At 67.5% G+C, this 12,461-nt stretch carries 12 protein-coding genes; all 12 read left to right on the top strand.

Annotation, left to right across the window (positions count from 1 at the left end):
* Nucleotides 1-23: 23 nt before the first annotated feature.
* The 12 genes from atpE (at nt 24) to AC6CHX_RS04180 (ending at nt 12,456) form a co-directional block, all read left to right on the top strand.
* Entirely contained in the window at nt 24-260 is a 237-nt protein-coding gene (gene atpE, locus AC6CHX_RS04235) for an ATP synthase F0 subunit C (protein WP_017830994.1), read from the top strand.
* A 27-nt stretch (nt 261-287) separates the two neighbouring features.
* Complete coding sequence (locus AC6CHX_RS04230; protein WP_136043244.1) at nt 288-842, top strand: F0F1 ATP synthase subunit B; 555 nt, start codon at nt 288-290, stop codon at nt 840-842.
* Complete coding sequence (locus AC6CHX_RS04225; RefSeq protein WP_498271739.1) at nt 842-1,633, top strand: F0F1 ATP synthase subunit delta; 792 nt, start codon at nt 842-844, stop codon at nt 1,631-1,633. Before AC6CHX_RS04230 ends, AC6CHX_RS04225 begins: the two co-directional genes overlap by 1 nt.
* Nucleotides 1,634-1,680: 47 nt before the next feature.
* On the top strand, nt 1,681-3,321 hold the full coding sequence (gene atpA / locus AC6CHX_RS04220; protein WP_136043246.1) for a F0F1 ATP synthase subunit alpha: 1,641 nt from the start codon (nt 1,681-1,683) through the stop codon (nt 3,319-3,321).
* A gap of 19 nt (nt 3,322-3,340) precedes the next feature.
* Nucleotides 3,341-4,237, top strand: coding sequence for a F0F1 ATP synthase subunit gamma (locus AC6CHX_RS04215; RefSeq protein ID WP_498271738.1), 897 nt, complete (start codon nt 3,341-3,343; stop codon nt 4,235-4,237).
* Nucleotides 4,238-4,258: 21 nt separating this feature from the next.
* Nucleotides 4,259-5,713, top strand: coding sequence for a F0F1 ATP synthase subunit beta (gene atpD / locus AC6CHX_RS04210; RefSeq protein ID WP_017830989.1), 1,455 nt, complete (start codon nt 4,259-4,261; stop codon nt 5,711-5,713).
* A 2-nt stretch (nt 5,714-5,715) separates the two neighbouring features.
* Nucleotides 5,716-5,976 (top strand): F0F1 ATP synthase subunit epsilon, encoded by a 261-nt coding sequence (locus AC6CHX_RS04205; protein WP_136043248.1) that lies wholly within the window; start codon nt 5,716-5,718, stop codon nt 5,974-5,976.
* 77 nt (nt 5,977-6,053) lie between these two features.
* Nucleotides 6,054-6,800, top strand: coding sequence for a YaaA family protein (locus AC6CHX_RS04200; protein WP_498271737.1), 747 nt, complete (start codon nt 6,054-6,056; stop codon nt 6,798-6,800).
* A 113-nt stretch (nt 6,801-6,913) separates the two neighbouring features.
* A complete protein-coding gene (locus tag AC6CHX_RS04195) occupies nt 6,914-7,696 on the top strand; it encodes a large exoprotein (RefSeq protein ID WP_498271736.1) in 783 nt (260 codons plus the stop codon).
* A gap of 89 nt (nt 7,697-7,785) precedes the next feature.
* Nucleotides 7,786-8,769, top strand: a complete 984-nt coding sequence (locus AC6CHX_RS04190; protein ID WP_498271735.1) for an aldo/keto reductase — start codon at nt 7,786-7,788, stop codon at nt 8,767-8,769.
* A gap of 81 nt (nt 8,770-8,850) precedes the next feature.
* On the top strand, nt 8,851-9,648 hold the full coding sequence (locus tag AC6CHX_RS04185) for a PP2C family protein-serine/threonine phosphatase (protein ID WP_376105029.1): 798 nt from the start codon (nt 8,851-8,853) through the stop codon (nt 9,646-9,648).
* Nucleotides 9,649-9,705: 57 nt separating this feature from the next.
* The gene (locus tag AC6CHX_RS04180) at nt 9,706-12,456 is read left to right on the top strand and encodes an FtsK/SpoIIIE domain-containing protein (RefSeq protein WP_498271734.1); all 2,751 of its coding nucleotides are present in this window, start codon (nt 9,706-9,708) and stop codon (nt 12,454-12,456) included.
* Nucleotides 12,457-12,461 lie beyond the last annotated feature (5 nt).

Here is a 12,461-nt window from a genome sequence, read left to right as displayed (position 1 = left end):
CCACCCAACGAAAGGAAAAACCCGTGGACGCTACTACGGTTCTCGCTGAAATCAACGGTCACCTCGGAGCGGTCGGCTACGGCCTCGCTGCCATCGGCCCGGCCATCGGCGTCGGCATCGTCGTCGGCAAGACCATCGAGGGTGTCGCCCGTCAGCCCGAGCTGGCCGGCCGTCTCCAGGTCCTCATGTGGATCGGTATCGCCTTCACCGAGGCGCTTGCGTTCGTCGGCATCGCCGTCGCATTCATCCCCTTCCCGTAATCCTCACCGACTTCTGAAGGAGACAGGATGCTGAACGCTCTTGTCACGAACCTCGCAGCAGAGGGTGAGCCGAACAACCCGCTCATCCCTGCGTGGTACGACATCATCTGGTCGGGCCTCTGGTTCATCGTCATCCTCGTCGTGGTCTGGAAGGTCGCCCTTCCTCGACTGACGAAGATGCTCGACGAGCGGTCCGCCGCCATCGAGGGCAACATCGCCAAGGCTGACGAGGCGCAGAAGCAGGCGGAGGCGGCACTCGAGGAGTACACGCGTCAGCTCGCTGAGGCGCGTACCGAGGCCGGCGAGATCCGTGAGGCCGCCCGCGAGGACGGCAAGAAGATCGTCGCCGAGGCGAAGGACGCCGCGACCACTGAGGCCGCACGCATCACCGCCACCGCGCACACGCAGATCGAGGCCGAGCGTCAGACCGCTCTCGTCTCGCTGCGCAGCGAGGTCGGAACGCTCGCGATCGACCTCGCCGGCGGCGTCGTCGGCGAGACGCTCTCCGACGATGCACGTGCGACGGCTGTCGTCGACCGCTTCCTCGCCGACCTCGAGGCATCCGAGAAGGCGGCTCAGTAATGGGCAGCGCGACCACTCAGGCACTCGCGGCATCCATCCAGACGCTTGCCGCAGCGAAGGGCGTCACTCTCGACACCGCACGGGAGCTTCTCGCTGCCGCACGTGCCGTGAGCGAATCGTCTCAGCTGAGCGGCGCGCTTGCTGACCCCTCTGCTCCCGCCGCGGCACGACAGAACGTCGTCGCCGCGGTGTTCGGCGGGTTCTCCGCAGACGCTCAGAGCGTTCTGAAGACGGTCGTGGCGGAGCGCTGGTCCAACGCGGGTGAGCTCGTCGACGGTGTCGAGGAGCTCGCGATCCGCGCTGCGGCGATCGCCGAGCCGGATGCGGACATCGAGGGGGAGCTGTTCAACTTCTCCCGCGTGGTCGCCGCCAACCCGGAGCTCGAACTCGCCCTGGGCGGACGTCTCGGCGGAGAAGACGCCAAGGGAGCGCTCGTCGAGCGCCTCCTGGCCGACGGCTCGACGAGCGCTGCTTCGACGCTGATCATCACGTCGCTCGTGCGTCAGCCGCGCGAACGACGCGTTCGTCGCCTGCTCAACCGCGCGATGAGCATCGTCTCGAGCCAGCGCGGTCGTGTGGTCGCCACGGTGCACACCGCCGCCCCGCTGACCGACGCGCAGCGCGCCCGCCTCAGCGACTCGCTGTCGCGACGCTACGACGGTCAGGTGTCCCTCAACGTCGTCATCGACCCTGCCGTGGTCGGAGGTCTGCGCGTGCAGATCGCCGACGACGTCATCGACGGCAGCATCTCCGCACGACTCGCAGACCTTCGCCAGAAGCTCGCGGGCTAACACGACTTCGCGCGGGGAACCGCGCACCCAGATACAAAGGGAAGACAATGGCAGAACTATCGATCAGCCCCGACGTCATCCGTGACGCGCTGAAGGACTTCGCCGCAGCATACGAGCCCTCCGGGGCCGGGGCGACCGAGGTCGGCACCGTCATCGACGCCGCAGACGGCATCGCGCACGTCGAGGGACTTCCCGGCGTCATGGCGAACGAGCTCGTCATCTTCGCCGACGGCACCAAGGGCCTCGCACAGAGCCTGAACGAGCACGAGATCGGTGTCGTCGTCCTCGGCGAGTTCACCGGCGTCGAGGCCGGTCAGGAAGTCACCCGCACGGGTGAGGTCCTCTCCGTCCCGGTCGGCGACGGCTACCTCGGCCGCGTGGTCGACCCGCTCGGCAACCCGATCGACGGCCTCGGTGCCATCGAGACCGAGAGCGTCCGCGCCCTCGAGCTGCAGGCGCCCGGCGTCATGCAGCGCAAGTCGGTCCACGAGCCGATGCAGACCGGCATCAAGGCCATCGACGCGATGATCCCCGTCGGCCGCGGCCAGCGTCAGCTGATCATCGGTGACCGCCAGACCGGTAAGACGGCCATCGCGATCGACACGATCATCAACCAGAAGGCCAACTGGGAGTCGGGCGACGTCAACAAGCAGGTCCGCTGCATCTACGTCGCCATCGGCCAGAAGGGCTCGACCATCGCTTCGGTGAAGGGCGCGCTCGAAGAGGCCGGCGCTCTGGAGTACACCACGATCGTGGCTGCTCCCGCCTCCGACCCCGCCGGTTTCAAGTACCTGGCTCCCTACACCGGCTCCGCCATCGGGCAGCACTGGATGTACGGCGGCAAGCACGTCCTCATCATCTTCGATGACCTGTCCAAGCAGGCCGAGGCCTACCGTGCCGTGTCCCTCCTCCTCCGCCGCCCGCCGGGCCGCGAGGCTTACCCGGGTGACGTCTTCTACCTGCACTCTCGTCTGCTCGAGCGTTGCGCGAAGCTGTCCGACGAGCTCGGCGCCGGTTCCATGACGGGTCTCCCGATCATCGAGACCAAGGCGAACGACGTCTCGGCGTACATCCCGACCAACGTGATCTCGATCACCGACGGCCAGATCTTCCTCCAGTCCGACCTCTTCAACGCCAACCAGCGTCCGGCGGTCGACGTGGGTATCTCGGTCTCGCGAGTCGGTGGCGACGCGCAGGTCAAGTCGATCAAGAAGGTCTCCGGAACGTTGAAGCTGGAGCTCGCGCAGTACCGCTCCCTCGAGGCGTTCGCCATGTTCGCGTCCGACCTCGATGCGGCATCGCGTCGTCAGCTCTCCCGCGGTGCGCGTCTGACCGAGCTGCTCAAGCAGCCGCAGTACTCGCCGTACCCCGTCGAGGAGCAGGTCGTCTCGATCTGGGCCGGCACCAACGGCAAGCTCGACACGATCGAGGTCGAGGATGTCCTGCGCTTCGAGCGCGAGCTCCTGGACTACCTGCGTCGCAACACCAAGGTTCTCGAGACGCTCCGCGACACCAACGTCCTCGATGACGCCACGGTCGAAGAGCTCGGGAAGCAGACGGATGCCTTCATCCTGGAGTTCCAGGGCGGCAAGGGTCACGCCATCGGCGCCCCGGGCCACGAGGAGCACGCTGCAGCCGAGGCGGAGGACGTCAACCAGGAGAAGATCGTCAAGGGTCGTCGCGCGTAACCGCGTGAGGTACTGACATATGGGCGCTCAACTCAGGGTCTACAAGCAGAAGATCTCTTCTGCTCAGACGACCAAGAAGATCACGAAGGCGATGGAACTCATCGCGGCTTCGCGCATCCAGAAGGCGATGGCACGCGTCAAGGCGTCCACCCCCTTCGCGCGTGCCGTGACGAGGGCCGTGGCGGCCGTCGCGACGCACTCGAACGTGGATCACCCGCTGACCCGCGAGTCCGAGAACATCACCCGCTCCGCGGTCGTGATCTTCTCCTCGGACCGCGGTCTCGCCGGAGCCTTCAACTCGCAGATCCTCCGTGAGGGTCTCGAGGTGGCCGAGCTCCTGCGCGAACAGGGCAAGGAGCCGGTCTTCTACCTCATCGGTCGCAAGGCCGTCGGTTACTTCCAGTTCCGACGTCTCGCTTCCGCTGCGGAGTGGACCGGCGACACCGACACCCCGTCGTTCCACACCGCCGAGGAGATCTCCGCGACACTGCTCGATGCGTTCTCCCGAGGGGGACAGGACGGCGGCGTCGATGAGATCCACCTCGTGTACAACCGTTTCGTCAGCATGATGACGCAGTCGCCGGAGAACGTGCGGCTGCTTCCGCTGGAGATCACGGAAGCCGATGAGTCGGAAGCCGGTAGCACCGTCTACCCGCTGTACGAGTTCGAGCCGGATGCCGAGACCGTTCTCGACGCGATCCTGCCGGTGTACATCCAGAGCCGTGTCTTCAACGCACTCCTGCAGTCCTCTGCTGCGAAGCAGGCGGCGACGCAGAAGGCGATGAAGTCGGCCAGCGACAACGCCGACAAGCTCATCACCGACTACACCCGTCTGCGCAACAACGCGCGCCAGGCGGAGATCACGCAGCAGATCGCGGAGATCGTCGGCGGCGCCGACGCACTCTCGAGCAAATAGACCATCAGGAAAGAGACGAAAATGACCCTCACCGCTCCGGCTGACCAGCCGGCGACCGCGGTCGTCGGGCGCGTCGCACGCGTCAACGGTCCGGTTGTCGACATCGAGTTCCCGCACGACTCGATCCCCGACATCTACAACGCGCTGAAGACCACGATCGCGATGGGCGAAGAGTCCACCGAGATCACGCTCGAGGTCGCACAGCACCTCGGCGACGATCTCGTCCGCGCCATTGCGCTGAACCCGACCGACGGCATCGTCCGTGGCCAGGAAGTCCGCGACACCGGCGAGGCCATTTCGGTCCCCGTCGGCGACGTGACCAAGGGCAAGGTCTTCAACGTCATCGGCGAGGTGCTCAACCTCGAGCCCGGCGAGACCATCGAGGTCACCGAGCGCTGGCCGATCCACCGCAAGGCGCCGAACTTCGACCAGCTCGAGTCCAAGACTCAGATGTTCGAGACCGGCATCAAGTCGATCGACCTCCTCACCCCGTACGTGCTGGGTGGAAAGATCGGTCTGTTCGGTGGCGCCGGAGTCGGCAAGACCGTCCTCATCCAGGAGATGATCCAGCGCGTCGCGCAGGACCACGGTGGTGTGTCGGTGTTCGCCGGTGTCGGTGAGCGCACCCGTGAGGGCAACGACCTCATCCACGAGATGGAGGAGGCGGGCGTCTTCGACAAGACCGCCCTCGTGTTCGGTCAGATGGACGAGCCGCCGGGAACGCGCCTGCGCGTTGCGCTGTCGGCTCTGACGATGGCGGAGTACTTCCGTGACGTGCAGAAGCAGGACGTTCTGCTCTTCATCGACAACATCTTCCGCTTCACGCAGGCCGGTTCCGAGGTCTCCACGCTGCTGGGCCGCATGCCCTCCGCCGTGGGGTACCAGCCGAACCTCGCCGACGAGATGGGTGTGCTCCAGGAGCGCATCACCTCGACGCGCGGCCACTCGATTACCTCGCTGCAGGCGATCTACGTGCCGGCCGATGACTACACCGACCCGGCTCCGGCGACGACGTTCGCCCACCTCGACGCGACGACCGAGCTCTCTCGTGAGATCGCCTCGAAGGGTCTGTACCCGGCCATCGACCCGCTGACCTCGACGTCGCGCATCATGGACCCCCGCTACTTGGGCGAGGACCACTACCGCGTCGCCACGACGGTCAAGCAGATCCTCCAGAAGAACAAGGAGCTGCAGGAGATCATCGCCATCCTCGGTGTCGACGAACTCTCCGAGGAAGACAAGATCGTCGTGTCGCGTGCACGTCGCATCCAGCAGTTCCTCTCGCAGAACACCTACATGGCGAAGAAGTTCACCGGTGTCGAGGGTTCGACCGTCCCGCTCAAGGAGACCATCGAGTCGTTCGACGCGATCACCCGCGGTGACTTCGACCACGTGGCCGAGCAGGCCTTCTTCAACGTCGGTGGCATCTCCGACGTCGAAGAGCAGTGGGCGAAGATCCAGAAGGAGAACGGCTGACCATGGCTTTGAATGTCAGCCTCGTCTCCGCGGATGCGGAGGTCTGGACGGGAGAGGCGAGCCTCGTGGTCGCCAAGACCGTCGAGGGTGAGATCGGCTTCATGACCGGCCACGAGCCGGTGCTGGCGATCCTCGCTGAGGGCCAGGTCCGCATCACGCAGTCGGATGGCACCAAAGTGCTGGCCAATGCCCAGGACGGGTTCCTCTCCATGGAGGGGAACACCCTGACGATCGTTGCCGGCAACGCGGCTCTCATCGCCTAGCAGTACTCGTTTCGACACGTCCGCCTCGGTACCCGTTCGGGTCCCGGGGCGGACGCGTCTGCTTCCACCGAGGTTCCATGAAGATCCTGCTTCCGCCGTCGGAGACGAAACGTGAGGGCGGCCACGACGCCCCGCTCGACGTCACCTCTCTCGCGCTGCCATCGCTGAGCGCGCATCGATCCGCGGTGCTGGACGCTCTCGTCGACCTCGCGGCCGACGAGGAGGCGTCGCGCCGCGTGCTCAAGCTCAGCGAACGCCAGAAGGGCGAGATCGCGCACAACCGCGATCTGCGGACGGCGCCCACGATGCCGGCGGTCGATCGCTACACGGGCGTGCTCTTCGATGCCCTGGATGCGGCCAGCCTCTCCGCGGCATCGCGCCGGTGGTTGGGGGAGCACGTCTGGATCCACAGCGCTCCTCTCGGGCCCATCGGTGCTCTGGACGCGGTGCCGACCTATCGGCTTGCCGCGGGGACCTCCCTCCCGGGTGTCCCGGCGTTGCGCAAGCACTGGGCGCACCCCACTTCAGCGGCGATCGCGGAGGCGTCACCCTCGTTCGTGCTCGATCTGCGCAGCGAGGCGTACGTGGCGCTGGGTCCTGTTCCGGACACGGTGCCCTCCGCTTACGTGAGGGTTGTGACCGAGCATGGGCGGGCGTTGAACCACTTCAACAAGAAGTCCAAAGGGCTGCTCGTGCGTGCTCTCGCGGAGGAACGGCCGCGCGTGGCGTCCTTGCGGTCTCTCCGGCGTTGGGCTGACAACCGAGGTCTCGTGCTCCGCGACGCCGAGCAACCGGGGGTTCTCGAGCTGGTCGTCCACGAGTGACGGCACAAGTCCCCGCATGAACGGACGCGCGTAGGTCTTTGCTCGCCTGTGGTGTCCCCGCTATGGTTGTCACGCGGCGCGACCTGCGCCGAATATTGGATCCGGAGGGGACCATGTACGACTATTACGACACAGGCTCGTTGGCCGTTTTCGGCATCCTGATCGTCTTCGGCTTCATCTTCGCGATCGCGGGATACGTTCTCTCGTCGCTGTTCCTGATGAAGATCTTCGAGAAGGCCGGGGTCGAAGGCAAGTGGCGGGCGTGGGTTCCCGTGTACAACGCCATGATCCTTGCGAAGCTCGGCGACGTGTCGCCGTGGGTGATGCTCGGCGCCATCGTGATCAACGTCATCCCGATCCTCAACTACATCTCCTGGATCGCCTACGTCGCTGTCATCGTGATCGTCGCGTGGCGCGTGGGTCTCAAGCTGCAGAAGGATGCCGTCTGGATCCTCCTCGGGCTGATCCCCGGCATCGGTGCGCTGATCTGGCTCGGCATCAACGCTTTCGACAAGTCGCGCTGGAACCCGAACATCGTCCCCGCACCGTGGGCGAACAACGGATTCCTCGGCGACAACACGGTCTGGCAGGGCATCCCGGTCCAGCCCCGGCCTGCCGCCGCCGCTCCCGGTTACGGCGCGCCGCAGGGCTATGCGCCTCCGGCACCCCAGGGTTACGCACCTCCCGCACAGCCCGGTTACGCACCGCCGGCGGGTCCCGCTGCTCCGGCCACGGGCGCTCCGGTTCCGCCGGTTCCGCCGACCACTCCGCCCGCGCCTCCCGCAGCACCGCCGACGACGCCGCCGGCACCTCCCACGGCACCGCCCGCTGCCCCGCCGGCACCGCCCGCGGCTCCGCCGGCACCGCCGAGCGATCCCACTCAGCCCCCGGCGTGATCTTCTGACACAGAGCCCTCGATTTCGATCGGGGGCTCTGTGCTGTTCTGGCTGGTCGTCGCTCCGACGTGCCCGCTAACGTGGAGGACATGGTCTTGTCTCAGCGCCGAGTGGGCGCGTCCGGTCTTCTGGTGTCATCCACCGGCCTCGGCTGCAACAACTTCGGGCGAGCGGGGACGGTGACAGAGACCCTCTCCGGAACCCGCGAGGTGATCGATGCGGCACTCGCCAACGGGATCACGTTCTTCGATACCGCTGACATGTACGGTGCGGTCGCGGGGGCCAGCGAGACCCTGATGGGCGAGGCTCTCGAGGGGCGACGAGACCGCGTGGTCCTCGCCACGAAGTTCGGCCAGGAACGCGACATGGGCTACGAGTTCCCGGCGGCGCGTGGCTCTCGCCGCTACGTCCGGCGGGCGGTCGAGGAGTCCTTGCGTCGGCTTCGCACCGACTGGATCGACCTCTACCAGCTGCATCTGCCAGACCCGGAGACGCCGATCGCCGAAACGACAGATGCGCTCGAAGAGCTCGTGCGCGAAGGCAAGATCCGCTACTACGGGCACTCGAACTTCACGGGATGGCAGATCGCGGAGGCGGAGTTCACATCCCGCGCGCGATCCTCGGGCAGGTTCATCTCCGCACAGAACCATTACTCGCTGCTCGCGCGCGCGGCCGAACGCGAGGTGCTGCCCGCCGTGGAGAGGTATGAACTGGGCTTCTTCCCGTACTTCCCGTTGCACAACGGACTCCTCACGGGCAAGTTCACGCGCGAGGGCGGGCCGGCGTCCAGCCGGATCATGTCCGCTCGTCGCCATGTCTGGGAGAACGCGCCATGGGAGGCCATCGACGCCTTCCGCGGCTTCTGCGACGAGCGTGGCATCACGATGTTGGAGGCGTCGTTCGGCTGGCTTCTCGCCAGGCGGGCCGTCTCCAGCGTGATCGCCGGCGCGACGACGGCGGAGCAGGTCGAAGCGAACGCCGCGGCGGGTGATTCGTGGCGTCCGAGCGCCGCAGACGAGAAGATCATCGACGAACTGTTCCCTCTGCCGGCCGACCCGGGCGCCCGAGTGTGATCGCGGTGCGGGGGAGTTCTACTACGATGTGTGAGTATCCTGCGGACGCCCGACCCGTCGCAGATCCATCGGAGGCAGCACGTGGCTGAGACGAAGACGCATCGCGTCACGGTTGCGCAGCGCCCGCTGCTTCTCTCCTGGGCGGGGGTCACCGATCTCGGTCGTCGCCGGGAGACCAACCAGGATGCGTTCCTGGCCGAGTTCCCGCTGTTCGTCGTCGCAGACGGCATGGGCGGCCACGCCGGTGGAGAGATCGCGAGTCGCAGCACGGTGGAGCGACTCCAGGCCGTGGTCTCCGCGGGGGACGTCAACGCTCCGGCCATCGAGCAGGCGCTCGAACGTGCGGTGAGCGACATCGCCGATCACCCCGACACGACCGACGAGGGCACCGGAACCACGCTCACCGGTGTCTTCTTCGTCGTCGACGGTGACGAAGCCCGGTGGGTGGCCCTGAACATCGGAGACTCCCGCGTCTACCTTCTTCGCGATGACCGACTCGTCCAGGTCACGACGGATCATTCCGTGGTGCAGGAGTTGATCACCGCGGGCAAGCTCAGCCCGGAAGAGGCCGAGGGGCACCCGTACAGCAACGTGATCACGAGGGCCGTGGGGGCGAGCGAGCTCACGGCGCCCGACTACGTCACGATCGATGTGCGTGCGGGCGACCGGTTCGTCATCTGCTCCGACGGGCTCACCAAAGAGCTCACAGACTATGGGATCCAGCATTTCCTCCGGGAGCACCACGATCCGAGCCGCAGCGTGGAGGCGATGCTCGCCGCCGCGCTGGAGAACGGCGGGCGTGACAACGTGACGCTCATCATCGTGCAGGTCGAAGACGAGGACGACTCGTCCTCCCCAATCGAGGACACCGCAGAGTAGCCACTCGGCGCTGTGGACAGCGCCGTCGCGTCGAGAGGAATGCGATCCACTGGACGCATGGAACCCCTCCCGATCGTGCTCCCGACGGCTTCCGCACCCTCTCGTCGTGCGCCCGTACCGTTCATGGCGGCGATCGTCCCGGTGGCCGGAGGTGTGGTGCTGTGGCTGATCACCGGTTCGGTGTTCGCGCTGTGCTTCGCTGCCCTGGGGCCTTTGATGATCGTGGCATCGCTCGTCGACGCTGCTCGAAACCGGCGACGCGAACGTCGGCGTGACGCCGCACAGTCCGAGCAGGACTGGGCGACCGCCGAGGCCGAGCTCGAGCTCCGTCACCAGGAAGAGCGCGAGGACCGGTGGCTGCGGCACCCTGACACGGCTGCGAGCCTCGCGCAGCTGCCTCTGCGTGGTGCACAGCCGCCGGACTCCCTGACCTCGCTCGTGGTCGGCGCCGGGAGCTCGCGGAGCGGAATACGGTGCAGCGGAGGCGAAGACGGTCGCGGTCGGGAGTTCCGCGAGCGATGCGGAGTCCTCGAGGGCGCCCCGATCGTGGTGCCGTTGGGCGGAGGGGTGTGTCTTCGAGGTGCGCGGCCGATGATCATGGCCGCGGCACGCGCGCTCGTGCTGCAGCTGAGCCTTCGGTTCAGCGCAGCGCAGCTCTCCCTCGTCGGCACAGAGGTCCGCGATTGCGGGCTCGACGCCCTGCCGCACGCGCGGCGCGCACGCAGGGGCGGTTTCAGGGTCGGCATCGGTTCGGGCGCAGCGATCCGGATCGACGCAGATGCCCTGATCTGGCTGGCTCCCGCTGACGCCGAGGTCCCGGAGGGGATCACCACGGTGATCGACGTGGTGGAGCCGCGGCGGTCCCGCCTGCGCACGCCCGAGGGCACCGCTGCCATCGCGGTGGAGTGCGTCTCGCTCGAGCAGGCGGCCCTCATCGCCCGTGAGCACGCAGCGGCGGGCGTCGAGCTCGACGTGCTTCCGGACCTCGTCGCTCTGCACGAACTCGAGCAGCCGAGGCCCGACCTGCAGCGCATCGATGGTCTGGCCGCGGCGATCGGCCGGAGCGAGCGGGGGCAGATGGTGGTCGACATCGTCGAGGACGGGCCGCATGCCATCGTCACCGGAACGACGGGCACGGGCAAGAGCGAGCTTCTGATCAGTTGGGTCACGGCCATCGCCGCGGCCCACGGGCCGGACCGAGTGACATTCGTGCTCGCCGACTTCAAAGGGGGGACCGCATTCGAGCCGTTGCGGGAGCTGAAGCAGGTCGCAGCGGTCATCACGGATCTCGATGAAGACGGTGCCCGGCGCGGAGTCTCCAGTCTCACTGCCGAGCTGCGGCGCAGGGAGTGTGTTCTCGCCGACGCAGGCGCGCGGGATGTTCGAGAGGTCGGGATGCCGCGGTTGGTCATCGTCGTCGACGAGTTCGCGGCACTGCTGGCGGAGCATCCCGACCTGGGGGCCGTCTTCACCGACGTCGCCGCCCGGGGCCGCGCGCTGGGCATGCATCTGATCCTCGGCACGCAGCGCGCGGCCGGCGTCGTACGGGACGCGCTGGCGGCCAACTGTCCGCTCCGCGTCAGTCTGCGGGTCGGCGACGCCGCAGACAGCAGGCTCATGATCGGGACGGACGCCGCGGCCGAGCTTCCCGGCGGCGCGCATTCGCGGGGCCTCGCACTCGTCCGTCGTCCCGCGGATTCCGAGCCGTCGGCGATGCGCAGCGCTCTGACGGGACCCGCCGACCTGCGAGCGGTCGGGCAGCGCTGGGCGGCAGCGGACGGGCCCCGCAGCCCCTGGCTCCCCGCGCTTCCCCGACGGATCGCCCTCGCCGACCTCGTCACGTCTACCAGCCTGGCTCCGGATGTGATCGTGCTCGGTCGTGCCGACGATCCGGAGCGCCAAGCCCAACCGCTCGAGCTCTTGCACTGCGGGCAGGATCGAGGAATCGTGCTGCTGGGCGCGCCGGGGTCGGGCCGCTCCACCGCGTTACGAGCACTGGCTGCGCAGCGCCCGGATGCGGTGTGGGTGCCGCACGACGCAGAGGCGGCGTGGGACCTCCTCGAGGGGTGGGCGATCGAGACAGGACGGATGCCGTCCCTGGTCCTCGGCGACGACATCGACGGGCTGCTCTCTACTCTGCCGCCGGAGTACGGTCAGCAGTGGGCGCAACGGTGGGAGCTGCTCGTTCGCGCCCGCGCTGACACGACCTTCGTGCTCACGGCGACCAGGGCAGCGGGGCCTCTGGGCCGGATGATCGACGCCCTGCCGCGACGAGCACTGCTCCGCCTGTCGAGCAGAGTGGAGCATCTCGCGGCCGGGGGAGAGGCATCGTCATTCATCCGCGACCGATCTCCCGGACGCGCCCGCATCGGCGATCGCGAGGTGCAGCTGGCATGGGTCCCCGAAGACGCAGGGATCACTCCTGTGGCCGGCGCGCATGCTGTCTGGGTACCTTCGTGCGCGATTACCGCCGTCGTGAGTACGGGAGCCGCTTCGGTGGCATCGACGCTGCGGGAGGCGCATCCGGCGTCCGAGGTGATCGTCGCCGGTGCGGAGCCGACACAGCGAGACCGTTCCTGCATCGTCGTGGGGGACGCGGAGGCGTGGCAGCGCAACTGGGCGTTGTGGCAGCGCATCCGCGGGGAGGGCGAAGTGCTGATCCGTGCCGAGCAGCCGTCCGATCTGCGGCAGCTCGCCGGTGTCCGGGAGCTGCCGCCGTATGCGCGGCCTCATGCGGGCAGAGCCTGGTCGCTGCGCGGAGCCAGCGCGCCGCGTCGGGTCATCCTTCGCGGCCTGTCTCCGCGATGAGCATC

The sequence above is a fragment of the Microbacterium sp. GQ128 genome (genome assembly GCF_059758615.1).
Note: the sequence above shows the minus strand (reverse complement) of the source record. Positions and strands in the feature narration are given on the sequence as shown.